Source organism: Lacicoccus qingdaonensis, from assembly GCF_900101075.1.
Taxonomy (GTDB): Bacteria; Bacillota; Bacilli; order Staphylococcales; family Salinicoccaceae; genus Lacicoccus; species Lacicoccus qingdaonensis.
This window is the reverse complement of the sequence record NZ_FNFY01000041.1, coordinates 1-14,468: the sequence shown is the minus strand read 5'-3', so window position 1 is coordinate 14,468 and position 14,468 is coordinate 1. Positions and strand designations below refer to the sequence as shown.

At 45.5% G+C, this 14,468-nt stretch carries 15 protein-coding genes; 9 read left to right on the top strand and 6 right to left on the bottom strand.

The window, feature by feature from the left end; translation table 11 throughout:
* Positions 1-363 precede the first annotated feature (363 nt).
* From BLR15_RS13100 to BLR15_RS13080, 5 genes are all read left to right on the top strand, one after another.
* The gene (locus tag BLR15_RS13100; protein WP_092988220.1) at positions 364-1,350 is read left to right on the top strand and encodes a thiamine pyrophosphate-dependent dehydrogenase E1 component subunit alpha; all 987 of its coding nucleotides are present in this window, start codon (positions 364-366) and stop codon (positions 1,348-1,350) included.
* A 26-nt stretch (positions 1,351-1,376) separates the two neighbouring features.
* On the top strand, positions 1,377-2,396 hold the full coding sequence (locus BLR15_RS13095) for an alpha-ketoacid dehydrogenase subunit beta (RefSeq protein WP_092988218.1): 1,020 nt from the start codon (positions 1,377-1,379) through the stop codon (positions 2,394-2,396).
* A gap of 18 nt (positions 2,397-2,414) precedes the next feature.
* Positions 2,415-3,752 (top strand): dihydrolipoamide acetyltransferase family protein, encoded by a 1,338-nt coding sequence (locus BLR15_RS13090; RefSeq protein WP_092988216.1) that lies wholly within the window; start codon positions 2,415-2,417, stop codon positions 3,750-3,752.
* A 210-nt stretch (positions 3,753-3,962) separates the two neighbouring features.
* Positions 3,963-4,286 carry an AbrB/MazE/SpoVT family DNA-binding domain-containing protein gene (locus tag BLR15_RS13085; RefSeq protein WP_092988214.1) on the top strand — a complete coding sequence of 108 codons (324 nt, stop codon included), beginning with the start codon at positions 3,963-3,965 and terminating at the stop codon, positions 4,284-4,286.
* A 3-nt stretch (positions 4,287-4,289) separates the two neighbouring features.
* The gene (locus BLR15_RS13080) at positions 4,290-4,556 is read left to right on the top strand and encodes a type II toxin-antitoxin system RelE family toxin (RefSeq protein ID WP_092988212.1); all 267 of its coding nucleotides are present in this window, start codon (positions 4,290-4,292) and stop codon (positions 4,554-4,556) included.
* A 165-nt stretch (positions 4,557-4,721) separates the two neighbouring features.
* Here the strand turns inward: BLR15_RS13080 and BLR15_RS13075 are convergent, their stop codons facing one another.
* Together BLR15_RS13075 and BLR15_RS13070 are read right to left on the bottom strand one after the other, a co-directional pair.
* Positions 4,722-4,940, bottom strand: coding sequence for a hypothetical protein (locus tag BLR15_RS13075; RefSeq protein WP_092988210.1), 219 nt, complete (start codon positions 4,938-4,940; stop codon positions 4,722-4,724).
* Positions 4,941-5,330: 390 nt separating this feature from the next.
* Complete coding sequence (locus BLR15_RS13070; RefSeq protein ID WP_092988208.1) at positions 5,331-8,567, bottom strand: DEAD/DEAH box helicase; 3,237 nt, start codon at positions 8,565-8,567, stop codon at positions 5,331-5,333.
* Positions 8,568-8,727: 160 nt separating this feature from the next.
* On the opposite strand from BLR15_RS13070, the gene BLR15_RS13065 reads away from it, so the two are divergent.
* Positions 8,728-9,462: an MBL fold metallo-hydrolase gene (locus tag BLR15_RS13065; RefSeq protein ID WP_176754169.1), complete on the top strand. Its 735-nt coding sequence runs from the start codon at positions 8,728-8,730 to the stop codon at positions 9,460-9,462.
* 96 nt (positions 9,463-9,558) lie between these two features.
* Positions 9,559-10,326 (top strand): hypothetical protein, encoded by a 768-nt coding sequence (locus BLR15_RS13060; RefSeq protein WP_092988205.1) that lies wholly within the window; start codon positions 9,559-9,561, stop codon positions 10,324-10,326.
* 84 nt (positions 10,327-10,410) lie between these two features.
* Here the strand turns inward: BLR15_RS13060 and BLR15_RS13055 are convergent, their stop codons facing one another.
* Complete coding sequence (locus BLR15_RS13055; RefSeq protein WP_176754168.1) at positions 10,411-11,250, bottom strand: YsnF/AvaK domain-containing protein; 840 nt, start codon at positions 11,248-11,250, stop codon at positions 10,411-10,413.
* Between the two features lie 133 nt (positions 11,251-11,383).
* Positions 11,384-11,734 carry a DoxX family protein gene (locus BLR15_RS13050; protein WP_176754167.1) on the bottom strand — a complete coding sequence of 117 codons (351 nt, stop codon included), beginning with the start codon at positions 11,732-11,734 and terminating at the stop codon, positions 11,384-11,386.
* A 168-nt stretch (positions 11,735-11,902) separates the two neighbouring features.
* Between BLR15_RS13050 and BLR15_RS13045 the strand changes: the two genes are divergently transcribed.
* Both BLR15_RS13045 and BLR15_RS14425 read left to right on the top strand, forming a co-directional pair.
* A complete protein-coding gene (locus tag BLR15_RS13045) occupies positions 11,903-12,040 on the top strand; it encodes a hypothetical protein (RefSeq protein ID WP_176754166.1) in 138 nt (45 codons plus the stop codon).
* An 80-nt stretch (positions 12,041-12,120) separates the two neighbouring features.
* Positions 12,121-12,252, top strand: coding sequence for a hypothetical protein (locus BLR15_RS14425; RefSeq protein ID WP_281182407.1), 132 nt, complete (start codon positions 12,121-12,123; stop codon positions 12,250-12,252).
* 87 nt (positions 12,253-12,339) lie between these two features.
* Here BLR15_RS14425 and BLR15_RS13040 read toward each other — a convergent pair whose 3' ends face one another.
* The gene (locus BLR15_RS13040) at positions 12,340-13,152 is read right to left on the bottom strand and encodes a YkvI family membrane protein (RefSeq protein WP_176754165.1); all 813 of its coding nucleotides are present in this window, start codon (positions 13,150-13,152) and stop codon (positions 12,340-12,342) included.
* A gap of 66 nt (positions 13,153-13,218) precedes the next feature.
* Positions 13,219-14,384, bottom strand: a protein-coding gene (locus tag BLR15_RS13035) for an IS3 family transposase (RefSeq protein ID WP_092988043.1) whose coding sequence is annotated in 2 segments (ribosomal slippage) — positions 13,219-14,108 and positions 14,108-14,384 — 1,167 coding nt in all. Because the reading frame shifts where the segments join, the coding sequence is not laid out codon by codon here.
* Positions 14,385-14,468 lie beyond the last annotated feature (84 nt).

The window sequence follows — 14,468 nt, the reverse complement described above, 5'->3', positions numbered from 1 at the left end:
AAAACTCAGGGTCTTACCTACAGGATCACCTGAATGATTAATGAGACCGACTTCATGATTCCGTTTACCAATATCAATACCAAGATAGAACATATTTAACACCGCCTAAAGAAATTAATCAGATGGGGTCATCCTCTAATCTTTATAGACCTTCAGCCTCGTTAGATATGCGATAACAATGTATCATCCAGCTCATGCGAATATTTCTATAAAGACAGAGGCGTCAGTCTAAATTGCGAAGATTGGACTTCAAGGAGGAGAACGACGACCTCTATCTGATTCATAACTATTATACATCAAGAAATATATAACAATTATAGTTAGTAAAAACTAACTATCTTTAATATACGAGGAGGAAGTAAGATGTCAATTTCGAAAGAAGAATTACATTGGATGTATGCGCACATGTACAAGATCCGCTATTACGAGGATAAGCTGGAAGAGGTATATATGGAAGGAAAACAGCCTGTGTTCAATATTGGGGCAGGCACTGTGCCGGGGGAAATGCATCTTTCGACCGGTCAGGAACCGGCTGCAGTGGGCATCAGTGTGCATCTGCGTCAGGATGATATTGTGACGGCACCGCACAGGCCGCATCACCATGCGATCGCGAAAGGGATCGATCTGAACCGCATGACTGCTGAAATTTTCGGCAAAGTCACCGGTCTCAGTAAAGGGAAGGGCGGACATATGCATCTGTTTGATCCGAACCTCCATTTTTCATGCAGCGGCATTGTCGGTGCCGGTATTCCGCATGCAGTGGGCGGTGCGCTTGCTGCGAAGAAGCGGGGCAGGGATTCTGTTGCGGTCGCCTACATCGGTGAGGGTGCAGCGAACCAGGGGTCGTTCCACGAGTCATTGAACCTTGCGGCACTGTGGAATCTGCCGGTCATCGTCGTCGTTGAAAACAACAAGTACGGTATTTCTGTCGCTAGGGATGATTCAACGTCTGTTGCATCGAATGACCTCAGGGCAGGTGCATACGGCATTGAAGGCTACTATGTAAAGGATAATGATCTGCTTGAAATGTATAGAGTGTCGAAAGAGGCGGTGGACCGTGCGAGAGCGGGCGAAGGACCGTCGATCATCGAGATCGAAACGTACCGTTATCTCGGGCATTTCCAGGGCGACGCTGAACAGTACCGTCCGGAAGATGAAGTGAAGGAACTGAGAGCGAAAGACCAGGTCAATATGTACCGGGATGTGTTAATAAACGATCATGGCTTTGATGAAAACGAAATTGCCGACATCGAAAAGAAAGCGGCCGCAGAAGTGGACGAAGCGTACCAGTTCGCAAGGGACAGCGATTACCCTGACGAGACGGCTGCTTTAGAAGATGTATTCGTATAAATAATATTTGAAGGGAGCAAATGACAATGCAGGAAGTGAAGAAACGTTTATTGACGGGTAACAAAGCGATGGCTGAGGCAATTCGTTCAGAGATGAAAGATAATGAAGATGTGTTTGTGCTCGGGGAAGACATCGGAGCATACGGCGGTATCTTCGGGTCGACCGAAGGGCTGCTTGATGAATTCGGACCTGAACGGATCATGGATACACCGATTTCAGAAACGGCACTGATCGGTGCGGCGGTCGGGGCGGCGACTGAAGGTATGAGACCGATTGCCGAGCTTATGTTCGTGGACTTTTTCGGGGTCGCGATGGACCAGATCTATAACCAGATGGCGAAGATTCCGTATATGTCCGGCGGCAATGTGAAAGTGCCGATGGTGCTGATGACCGCAGTCGGCGGCGGGTATAACGACGCTGCGCAGCATTCGCAGACATTGTATGCGACGTTCGGCCATATGCCGGGGATGAAAGTGGTGGCGCCGACCACACCATATGACTTAAAAGGCATGATGATTTCAGCCATCCGTGATGATAACCCGGTCGTGTTCATGTTCCACAAGACGCTGCAGGGGCTCGGCTGGATGGAACAGCTGGATACGTCACAGGGTCATGTGCCGGAGGAGAGCTACACGGTTCCGCTCGGGAAGGCGAATGTAGTCAAGGAAGGAACGGATGTGACGATTGTCGGCATGCAGATGACGACCCATTACGGCATGGGTGCAGTGAAAGAGCTGGAGGAACAGGGTGTCAGTGCAGAGCTGATCGATCTCCGTTCCATTGTGCCGCTGGATAAGGAAACGATTTTGAAATCACTTAAGAAGACGGGACGTCTATTGATTGTGGATGAAGATTATAAATCATTCGGTGTATCTGCTGAAATTGCGGCGATTATTGCCGAAGAGGGTTTATTTGACTTAGAAGCGCCGGTGAAACGGCTCGCACTGCCGGATGTGCCGATTCCGTACAGCCGTCCGATGGAGCAGTATGTGATACCGACGACGGATAAGATTGTCAAAGCAGCACTCAAGTTGATGGATGAATAATCGAGGAGGGGAAGCATCGTGGCAATGGAAATAAAACTACCCCGTCAGTCCGAGAAGCTGGATGAAAGCCTGATCACTTTCTGGCAGGTGTCAGAAGGGGATACGGTAGAAAAAGGTGATGTACTCGTCGAGGTGCAAACGGAAAAGGCAATCTCGGAAGTCGAGGCACCCGAATCCGGCGTCATCAAAGAAATCGTCAAGAAGCGGGGAGATACAGTAAGAGTCGATGAAGTGCTGGCAGTTTTGGATGCCGGAAGAGGAGAAAGGGAAGCAGCTGAAAATAAAGAACAAGTAGAGAGCGAAGGGTATGAAGAGAAAGTTACGGTTGAAGAAGAGAAGCCGTCTGCAGACAATAAAAAAGCGACGCCTAGAGTGAAAAAGTTCGCAAAAGAACTCGGTATCGACTGGCAACTCGTGACACCTGAAAGGTCGGACGGCAAAGTGACAGAGGATGATGTGCGGAATTTTGCGGAGGTCGGCAAAGAGGAAAAAACAGCGCCGGATGTTGCAGAAGCGTTGCAGGAACCGGAGATGCCAAAACGTCAGGTGCTAGCGACACCATCTGTCAGAAAATATGCACGGGATAACGACTTGATGATCGACAGTGCGCAACAGTCATATATTACCGACGGACAGAAAGACGACGGCAAGAAAGATAAAGAAAAACGAGTATCGCCCACCGGCATCAGAAAAGTGGTCGCAAGAACGATGGCACAGTCGGTAAGGACGATACCACATGTCACTCATTTCGATGAAGCGAATGTTACAAAACTTGCCGAACTCCGGGATGTGCTGAAAATGGATTTCGAGGTTGAAGATGTCAAACTCACGTACATGGCATTTGTCGTGAAAGCACTCACCAAAATGTTGTATGACTATCCATATTTGAATGCATCATTTGATGAGGACAGTGAAAAAATCATCTTGAAGGAACACTATAATATCGGCTTTGCGGCGGATACGGACCAGGGGCTCCTTGTGCCCGTCATCAGAAATACGGATCAACGATCGCTGTTTCAGATCGCAAAAGAAATTCAGGACCTTGCGGATAAAGCGCGGAACGGCAATGTTACTTCCGACGAAATGGCAGGCGGCACAGCGACGATATCAAACGTCGGATCGGCGGGCGGCGCGTTCTTTACACCGATCATCAACCCGCCGCAGTCATCCATCCTCGGCATCGGAAGAATAGAGAAAAAAGTGATACCAACCGATGATGATGCGATTGAAATACAGCCGATGATGGCACTGTCACTGAGTTACGATCACAGGGTGATCGACGGTGTCATGGCCCAGGAGGCAATGAACGAGCTGAAGCGGTTACTCGAAGAACCGGGACTGCTGTTGGCATATTAATTCAAAATAATAAGAGATATTGAATTATGAAAAAATCTTCTTTATTAAAGAAAGGATCGATTAAATAATTATTGTTTCTTTTTTAACCCATTATTCCCTCTATATAAGAACGTTTAAAATTAGGCATTCTTTTATTAACATGATATAATAAGTTAGAATGTTTAACTGTTGGATAGTTTAAATTAATGATAAAATAGGTGGGGATAAGTTATGAATAAAACAGAAGATAAAAGTAACGCAACATTTAAACCTGAACATGTGAGGTTTAAAAAGAAATCACAAGTTACAGTACCAAGTAAAATTGTAGAAGCTTTAGACCTTCAAGAAGGTGACGATTTACAATGCCGTCTGGAAGATGGAAAAATTGTTTTAGTGCCAACAATATCTATTCCAAAAGATCAAGCATGGTTTTGGTCAGAACAATGGCAAAAAGAAGAACGTGAGGTTGAGCAACAAATCAAAGATGGAGATATATCGGATGCTAAAAGCTTAGAAGATACTTTAAGAGATTTAGATGATATTTCCAAGGACTGAAGTATGGTAATTTTACGAAGGACATCTCGCTTTGATAAGAGTTTTACAGAACTTGATCCACAATCACAAAAGGCTATAAAAAAGGCACTTCGATTTATGATAAATAACCTTAGCCATCCTTCCCTACGTGCGAAAAAAATGGAAGGATGGGATAATATATTTGAGGCAAGTGCTAATATGGATATACGTATTACCTTCCATTTTGAAAAACCCGATACTATTGTTTTAAGAAATTGTGGACATCATGATAAAACCTTAAAAAAACCATAACCTACTGATATATGGTTTTAGTCAATTGAAAAATTAAAAATGAACCCTTAATCTTATTGATAGAGGGTTCATTTTTTACTCGACATAAAGCAGCAGCTTATTATCTTCCAATGACTTTCTGTGTATATGCTTTTCATCATCCGTCAGATTTAGTTCGTCCATCAGCTATTCTTCACGGCTGGTGGTCGAGAAAAGTGACAGCAGCTTTGCGAGCGGTCCGAGTTCGGCCGCTTTGTTGTTGATGTTTTCGAATTCCGATATGGTCTTATGCAGACCGGCATTCGCAATCACCGTCATCCGTTCTTCTTCCAATCCTTCCGCTTTTTCGGCTTTGATGCTGTCGATCAGCGTCGCTTCCGTCTCAAATGCTTCAATCATGCCCATGGCAGCCTCCTGCATAAATTCTAATTGATTTCATGATAACAGAGGCCATCTTCAAACATTTGCACGCAAACTCCAAATCTGTAAAGTTCGGATTTTGGTCACAAACAAATCAAGTTTTGAGGATAATAAAAACCTGGGCTCACGAATGTCCGTAAGTCCGAGCCATAAATTAGGGAAGCTTACGAAATCAGCATCCGAAAACGCAAGATATTGCGAAATTTATTCAGATCGTACGAAATCAGTATCCGAAATCGCAAGATATTGCGAAATTTATTCAGATCGTACGAAATCAGTATCCGAAATCGCAAGATACTGAGAAATTTATTCAGATCGTACGAAATTGTAAGCTCATGCTGAAATCGCTGAGGGCTTACGAATCCAGAATTCACTCTATATCGACAGTATCTCCCGGATATCCTCTTCGGACATTGAGGACAGCTTGGCTTCGCCCGGCTGGATGATGGAGTCGATCATTTCTTTTTTCTGCTTCTGCATCTCGTTGATTTTCTCCTCGATCGTACCCTGGGCAATCATGCGGATGACCTGCACGACATTTTTCTGTCCCATTCTGTGGGCACGGCCGATGGCCTGTTCCTCGATCGCCGGGTTCCACCAGAGAGCGTAAAGCACCACGCTGTCCGCACCGGTCAGGTTCAAGCCTGTGCCGCCGGCTTTCAGGGAGATCAGGAAAATATCCTCGGCACCGGAGTTGAATGCTTCAACGAGGCGGACGCGTTCGGCGCCGGGTGTCTGGCCGTCCAGATAGTAACTGTTCCGGCCGCTGTCCTCCAGTTTTTCACGGATAATCTGAAGCATGCTCGGGAACTGGGAAAATATCAGCATGCGCTGCCCGTTCTCCCTCGAATTTTCAATGATCTCGAACAACGCCTCGAGTTTCCCGGACTCACCCGAATAGTCATCGATGAAGAGCGATGGATGGCAGCACAGCTGTCTGAGCCGGGTGAGCCCCGCCAAAATTTTCAGTCGGCCTTTATTCAGCCCCTCGGTCGCAAGCGACTCTGCCGCCTCACTCTGAATCTTATTCAAATAGCCGAGATACAGCTTTTTCTGCGCCTGGTTCATCTCGGAATAATGCACCGTCTCGATCCGGTCCGGCAGCTCTGTGAGTACATCTTCCTTCAATCTTCTTAAAATAAAGGGCTTGACCAATCTTGCGATGGTCTCCGGTTCCTGGCTGCGGAACGTCTTCTGGTCGAACAGGAACCCGGGCATGACGGCCTGGAACACCGCCCAAAGCTCATCCATCGAGTTTTCAACCGGTGTACCGGACAGTGCAAAACGCTTCGGCGCCATAATCATTCTCACGGCCTGGGCGATTTTCGTGCGGTAATTTTTGATGGCCTGCGCTTCGTCAAGGATCATCGTGTGGAACATCTGCCCCGTATACCATTCGATGTCCTGGCGGAGCGTATGATACGACGTAATGTAGACGTCCGGTGTGTCTTCGGATTCGAGCACAGCCCGGCGTTCTTTTTTATTGCCCGCGGCAATCGCGACCGTTAAATCCGGCGCAAACTTATGAAATTCATTCCGCCAGTTATAGACGAGGGACGCGGGCGCAACGATCAGAAACGGCGCGCCTCTCCCGCTGTCCTCGATTTCGGACAGTATATAGGTGATGCACTGGAGCGTTTTTCCGAGTCCCATATCATCGGCGAGGATGCCGCCGAGGCCGTACTGTGACAATGACTTCATCCATTTGAAACCCGTCTCCTGGTATTCACGTAAATCCGCTTCAAGTCCCGCCGGCAGATCAATTACTCTTTCTGCCGGCTGTCTGATGGAATCGATGAATTTCCTGAAGTTTTCACTGAAGTCGGTCCTCCCGAAATCCAGGTCCTTCATATGCTCATCGACAAGCATGCCGTGATAGAGCGGCAGCGTCATCGTGCCGTTGTCACTGTCTGCTGCCTTGTCCTCAAGCTGTTGGTGCATGTCGGCCATCTCACCGAGTGATTCATCTTCGAGTGATACGAATGCGCCGCCCGGCAGTCGGATGTAACGTTTTTTCTCGACAACGGCCTGCAGGACGTTTGCGATGTCATCCTGGTTGATGCCATCCAGATTGAAGCTCACTTCAAGGAAGTTGCCGCTCTCCGGTGCGTTGACGGATACTTCGCCTTTCGGCGGTTCCGGCAGTATCATCGATTTCACGGATGAATCGAGATAGATGTCTGCGTACTTTTCAAGGATCAGCAGCGTATCATGCAGAAATTCGAACAGACCGTCCTCGGTATCCGCAAACAGCCTGTCCCCGGCGACTTTCAAGTCGGAGTTTTCAAGAATAGACATGATGGTCTGTTCACGCTCATTATCCCGGATCAGTATTTTACCGGACGGTATATGAACGTCCGACGTATGATCAAACGGATTGATGATGATTGAATCGTAGCGATACTCCACACGCACATCGATGCTGTAATCCGTGCCGTCGACATAGATCTTCGTCTTCAGATCCGGATCGATGACGTTGTCCGTCACCGCCCGCGACAATTTGACATCGCTGATTTCCCTGATTTTTGGCAGCGTCCGTGAAACGAAAGGTCCCATCTGCTCTGAAGAAATCGGGATATCCGGCGACGTGCCTTCCTCCAGATATTCGCTAAACGGCCTGAGTGCTTCATTCTGTTCCGGCGTGAGTTTATAGAGTACGCCATCTTCAGCGTACCAGCCATAAGTGTCATAATGAAAACCGCCCGAGTGTCCGGTGATCTTCAGCTGGTATTCATCCTGAGCACCTTCTTCTAAAGAGAAGGCAAAAGGCAGTGTTTCGGTATTGATGACAAGCTGTTCAGATTTAAAATCCTCATTTTCAAACAGACAGTTGACTGCCGCCAGCTTCCTAAACAGGTCGTCCGCCGCATATGCCGGAATCGTCAGTTCCTTCCCTTTTTTACGGGCAGGTATATATTCGGCACTGTTGTCATAGAAATCTTCGGTCCGTTTGATTTCAATCAGCTTATCGATGACAGCCCTGTCCTCGGCAGAAAAGTAGTGAAAATCCGGTTTGAAAGTGAAGTTTTTGCCGAATACGAGCGCGTTATTCCGCACGACTGCATTGAGGAAATTGCGGATATCCTTTACCACATACAGGCGTTCCTCGCCGATGCGCATCTGGACGTTGAACGATTCCTTGAGCCTGAAATAATAGCCGGACATGAACATCCGGAGCGTAAATTCAAGCTTCAAAAGACCTTTTCCGTGAGGCGCGGTCTGTGGCTGCGTCGCGCTGTCACCGAAGAAGCGGATCAGATTCGATGCGGAGTCATACCGCGTGCTGTCGGTTTTTTTATTTTCTAAAGGGCGGGGGTCGGGACTTTCCTCCATCCCTTTCTGCGCACTGGACACCGCGAACAGCGTCGCGCACGTGTGCTTGCATTTGCCGTAGGTGGGGTAGGCCGGGCAGTCGCAGTAATTCGAAATGTGGCTGTGATGCAGGACGATCCTGGTCTGATACGTCCGGCTGCCGGTCACTTTGCCGGTCCACGTATCCGTGCCGGGCTCATGCTCCAGACTTTTCACATGCCCGTCGAGAAAATACTGCCTGCCTCTTTTATAAAAAATATCCGAGTAGAAACTGCGGATGAATTTCTCAGTCACTTGCATCGTCAACACTCCGTCTTTGTATATTCGCTTAAAATAAATAGCTCCATCCAGTCAATTGTACCGGATTTTCGTGTGTCTTCATATGATAGTGTTCACATGATAGTGTTCACACAAGTCTTTGATATAATGGAACCAATCTTACTGAATGGGAGTGTCTTCTATGAAATGTACAATTGTCGGTATGTGGGGCGGGTTCCCGAAGAAGAATGGACCGACGTCCGGATATCTCGTCGAAAAGGACGGATTCGCGATTTTACTGGATGCCGGGAGCGGTGTCGCGGCCCACGTCCAGAATTATATCGAGCTGAATAAACTGCATCACCTTTTCTTATCGCACTATCACTATGACCATTCGGTCGATCTCGGTGCGTTCCTGTTCGGTCGGATGATCGGCACATATATCGATCACGCGGATAAACATCTGAATGTATACGGACCGAAAGATAAGAGCATCTCACAGCAGGTGGAGAATACGAGGTTCAATACATTCCATCCATATGATGAAAACAGTGCGATCAAAGCAGGGCCGTTCACAGTGACATTCCACAAAAACACCCATCCGGTTGAAACATATGCAATGAAAATTACGGATAATGAAGGAAAGATCCTTGTCTATACCGCTGACAGCAGCTACCGGAAAAGCCTGGTTAAGTTCTCTGAAAATGCTGATATACTGATCACAGAATGCAGCCACTACGCTGGTGAAGATGCTGAAAAACTCGGGCATATGAATGCAGAGGAAGTGGCACTTCTGGCAGAAAAATCAGGCGTGAAAAAAGTCGTTCTGTCCCATTTGCCGCACTACGGTAAAGTGGACGAACTGCTCCAGACCGTGAAGTCCGCCGGGATAGAAGAAGCGGTGCTCGCTGAGACGGGGATGGAGATTGAGGTGTGAAAGTACTTTATGCATAGATTGAAAATTTTCTCTGTATATAATTTAGTGATGATGATTTATTCTCAAGTTTTAGATAATTAATCGAGGAGGCGTAGAGTGCATATTCCAGATGGTTTTAATACAAATGAATTTTCTTTTTCAAATACAAATATAATAAGACTATACGATGTATTATCGGTTATCGAATTTAGTTTAGAATTAATAAAAAATTATGGGAGACATGAATTTCAACCCGTTATTATGCAACAACTAAGAATGATTTTCACAGAAGATAACGATTATTATGAAAAAGGTAGCTCAAAAATTAAGAAACTAAAAGACAAGAATAATAGTTTTACTTTATTTGATATTTTAAGTGAATATATCATTAAGGATTCAGTAAACAACAATGTAGCTATAAAAGATGCCAAGATATTCCCGAAAATTTCTTTAAAGAGACGTGACTATAATGATTTACTGAAGGAACAGAGGTTTTATTATTTTACAGATGAAAGTATTATAAAAGAAAAGTCATTAACATTCGAAGAATTTTTGAATCAAGATTTGGTAGAAGTGGTAGATTCTCAAGGAAATGCCTCATTTAAAAATGTAAAACAGTGTATTAAAACCCTCGCTAATAAAGCTCAAGGTGCTCATTACCAATTATTTATTAAAAAAGTACAATTAGATGTAATTATGAAACTAGATATTATTTCCCAAACATTAGGCGAAGTAACAGTGAGAGTCCTCATGCCAATATGTAAAGAAATTCTATTAAGTGAGGATAGAGAATATGGTGGAAACGTGTCGGCAGAATATATGAAACGTGAAAATTTTGTTGGACTCAATGTTTTTAAAGCAACACCGGTATTTGACGAAAAATAATATATAAGCAAAATGTCAAGTTGTAAAACAGTGGCTATTTTGACATTTTGCTATATAAATCAATCTATATTAATTAGTAAATTATCAACTCTCCTCATTCTTTCTCTCTATCACATTGATATCCTCGTGCCTGACGACTTCGGAGATGTGTTTATTGTCAGTGACGATCTTTTTCCTGACGATCACTTCTTCGGTAACGACCTGTTCTCTTACAATCTTGATGCGCTCTTTTGTGATCGGGATGCGGATGACGCCTTCTTCATCATCTGACTCATCATGGCTGTATGTTTCAAACAGCGGTTCATCTTCCAGTTTACGTCGCTCGACGGTAACATGTTCATGGTCAAGCGGCACATCAAAATCCTGAACTTCGGACTCTGTAAATTTGTTGACAATCACTTCGCCGACCTGTTTCTTTTCCTTATCCACGACGAGATCTTCTTTTCTGAGTTCAAAGTTTTCTTCACCGGTGTTTTCCATTCTCCGCTCTTCGGGTGCACCGGTCAAATCGTTCTTTACAGTATGGTCGAGACTCGTGCGGCGGCGCGGGCGTTTCTGATCTTTGTATGTGTAGTCACTGTCAGGACTTGTGAATCTGGAGAAAGCACGCTCGTCATAATCGATGTAAAGGAGCAGCAGTCCTTCATAAAGCTGTGTTTTGTATTCCTCTTTTTCCAGATTGGTGAGCTCCAGAGTGCTCATGACCTCTTCCTCCCTGACCTCACCCTGGAACCAGGCGACGATGCCGTCCCAAGGATCTCTGTCCGTCCTTTTCTGTTTCACTTCGGCGAATCTTTCATACGTATCCGGCAGACCATAACCGGAAATCACCGTCATGCGTGACTCTTCCAAACCATTGGATTTCAGTTGCTCTATTCTGTCCATCAGTACTTTTTCAGTCGAAAATGATTCAATCCTGCCCATATTTACAGCCTCCGTCTCTAATTGCATATATCAGTAGATGTATTCCCCATCTAAGTGGATGTAAACCAGTCTGCAAAGGTTACACATAAAAAAGCAAGGATAGCCAATATGAGTCATCCTTGCCAAATATAATTTATTTTTTTAGGCTGCCAATCATCCTGGCCATCGGCCATTGAAGCGGCAGTCTTAGAACGAGCGCCCATTTCGGAAGATGTTGAAGTCCGAGCTTGTCCCGGTGGGTCAGCATGTAGACATTTGCAGGAAACACTGCCCAGAGAAATGACTGCATACCGATGAGGTGCCAGTTTTTAAACTTGTTTGTCAGAAGCAGTACACCAAAAATCAATTCCAGTCCACCTGTAAACAATGCTAAAAATTTCTTGAAAGGAATAAACCCCGGTATGATTTTTGCAAATCTGTCCGAAGCCAGAAAATGTGCGGTACCTGCGATCGAAAAGACAGTGCCCATAAATATTCTTATCATTATTTTTCACTCCCATATTTAGTGACCTTAAAAGTATATTACTGATAAAAAATGATTTCAATTATCTTAGATTTTATGAATTGATTGTAACGAATAAAAATACTATTTTGAGTACTATATTCGGTACTTTTTTATGATATAAAAGGTGATTTAAAACATTGCCGAAAATTGAAAAATAAAAAGCATGGGCTGCGTATAGTTTTCCGTCAAATTGATAATAAAATTGAAATAATCGAAATAGCAGCGATTGGTAAACGTTCAGATAGTGAAGTTTACAATAATGCCATTAAAAGATTAGAAGGTTGAACCTTGGACGATTAATTGACGTCCAGGGATTTTTTCGTCATGGCAGAAAAACGACGTCGGGCCAGAGGTGTTTCCCCGACATGGCGCAAAACCGACGTCAGGGCAGCGGTGTTTTCCCGACATGGCGCAGAAACGATGTCGGGACAGCGGTGTTTTCCCGACATGGCATAAAACCGATGTCGGGACAGAGGCGTTCTCCCGACATGGCATAAAACCGATGTCGGGCCAAAGCCAAGAATCTTCCGACAAACAAAAAACCACCGGAAATCCTTTTGATTTCCGGTGGTGTCGTACCAATCTTATATATGCGTTTCTTTAACTGCCGTTTTCGGCTTCTGGACTCGCTTGCCTGTGACTTTGCTCCATACCCATACCACCGTGAGCAGTACTGCGATGGCAATACCGAGGTAGCCGAGGATAGGGTAGAAGAAGTTCACAAGATCCACGAATCCGACAAGGCTCAGGAAGTAGCCGGCAACGACACTGACGACCAGTGCAATCTTATATTTTCTGCTGTATGGCGTCCAGAACCTTGACAGGAACGGGTACAGCATGCCGACTGCCGTGTTATAGATGATCAGTAGCATGACAATCGTCAGTGCAAGTGCCAGTATCGGATGGATTTCTCTAGCGAGCACGAGTGTCGGCAGTTCGGCTGTAGAAGTCACATTGATCTGTGACAACAGTCCGCCGTTCATCAAAAGCATCAGTACGAGCAGAATGATGCCGCCAAATAATCCGCCGCGTTTTGCGACTTTGAATGAGGACTGGGCACCGACGATGGACAGGATGCTGAATGCCATCGCGAGCACGATGCCGCTGTAGGTGATGGCTTCAAGCCACCATATGCCCGTCGGTGTTTTGGTGATATCCGTGTATGTACCGACTTCGGACAGCGGTACCGATGGGTTCGTCATATTGACCGCGGCGATGATCATGACGATGATGATTAATGCCGGTGTCACCGAACCGAGTGCGACGAGAATCTTGTCAAAGCCCATCGTCAGTGTGACGAGCACCGCAATTGCCATGATGAGTGACCCGAGCCATGCAGGGACACCGAAACTTTCGTAAAATGCGGATCCTCCGCCGGCGAGCATGATGATCATCACACCGTATAAAAAGAATACTAAAACTAGACTGACATAGTGAAATGAGACAGAGATAAAACACCTTCATTAGGCTATCTTCACTCCAAAATCAATTGGAGAGAGGTAGCCTAATTTTTCTTGTATTCTTTCCTCGTTATAATACTTCAAATATTGATTGACACGCGAAATCGTCTCCCCATTACTGAGTGAGTTGTATCTTGTGTATATGAATTCTTCAGATTTCAGATTGGAATGGAACGATTCAATGACCGCATTGTCCCAACAATTACCTCTCCTGGACATACTGCTGACCAGATTATTTTCCGTGACATATGCCTGGTAGGCATACGAGGTGTAGACACTGCCCTGATCAGAATGAATGATGACACCTTCAGGGTATGCACGACGCTTCAGTGCCTCTTTCAAGGTATCCAGCACCAATGGAGTCTGCTGATGATCATACAATTTGGCGGCGACGATTTCGTTGTTGTAAAGGTCCATGATCGTCGATAGATATTTCACAGTCCGTCCATATTGGATGTAAGTGATGTCTGTGACCCATTTCTGATTGGGTTCGGCAGACTGAAAATTACGCTTGAGCCGGTCCGGCGCAATAATGACCGTTTCACCTTGCGCTTTCCATTTCTTTTTCGGTTTCACCCGGCATTGTAGATGATGTTTCTGCATGATGGTCTGAACCGTGTTGCGATGCCGTTTAATCTGGTATGTCCGCTCCAATAACGCTTTCACTTTACGATGGCCATAGCGGTACTGCGTCGACTGACAGATCTCAATAATCGCCTGCTCAACATCTGTCAGTGAGGGTTCAGCCCCTTCTGACTGCCATCGATAATAGTTGGCACGCGGGATTTCCAATGCATTCAGAATCACTGTGATGGTGTACTTCGATTTCATACGTTCAACAAGTTTCAGGACTACTTCTTTTTCAACTCCTTTTTGATCGCCATATACTTTTTTAAAATGTCATTCTCCATTTTCAGATGTTCTAGCTGACGATTTTTCCGCTCATCTTCTGAACGGTCTTCCGGTCCATGTCCGTAGGTGTATTGTTTGCCGATTGGCTGGTCCAATCGATAGAGTTCCCCCTGTCGATACCACCTGACCCAAGTGGAAATCTGGGACTTGTTCTTGATGCCGTATTTCTCCATAATCTCTTGAGTCGTTAATTCACCCGCTATTTTTGCTTTCACTACCGCCCATTTCACATCACTTGAATATACGTTTTTGCCCATGCAAAAACACCTCCGATTGAGTACTTGATTTATTGTACCATCTCGAAGGTGTTTTATACTGTCTCAAATAGTTAGGTTAGTCTA

Excerpts from the sequence above, each read along its gene's own strand:
- BLR15_RS13100 (WP_092988220.1), top strand. The coding sequence starts at position 364 with ATGTCAATTTCGAAAGAAGAATTACATTGGATGTATGCGCACATGTAC.
- BLR15_RS13095 (WP_092988218.1), top strand. The coding sequence starts at position 1,377 with ATGCAGGAAGTGAAGAAACGTTTATTGACGGGTAACAAAGCGATGGCT.
- BLR15_RS13085 (WP_092988214.1), top strand. The coding sequence starts at position 3,963 with ATGAATAAAACAGAAGATAAAAGTAACGCAACATTTAAACCTGAACAT.
- BLR15_RS13080 (WP_092988212.1), top strand. The coding sequence starts at position 4,290 with ATGGTAATTTTACGAAGGACATCTCGCTTTGATAAGAGTTTTACAGAA.
- BLR15_RS13075 (WP_092988210.1), bottom strand. The coding sequence starts at position 4,940 with ATGGGCATGATTGAAGCATTTGAGACGGAAGCGACGCTGATCGACAGC.
- BLR15_RS13070 (WP_092988208.1), bottom strand. The coding sequence starts at position 8,567 with ATGCAAGTGACTGAGAAATTCATCCGCAGTTTCTACTCGGATATTTTT.
- BLR15_RS13065 (WP_176754169.1), top strand. The coding sequence starts at position 8,728 with ATGAAATGTACAATTGTCGGTATGTGGGGCGGGTTCCCGAAGAAGAAT.
- BLR15_RS13055 (WP_176754168.1), bottom strand. The coding sequence starts at position 11,250 with ATGGGCAGGATTGAATCATTTTCGACTGAAAAAGTACTGATGGACAGA.
- BLR15_RS13050 (WP_176754167.1), bottom strand. The coding sequence starts at position 11,734 with ATGATAAGAATATTTATGGGCACTGTCTTTTCGATCGCAGGTACCGCA.
- BLR15_RS14425 (WP_281182407.1), top strand. The coding sequence starts at position 12,121 with ATGGCGCAAAACCGACGTCAGGGCAGCGGTGTTTTCCCGACATGGCGC.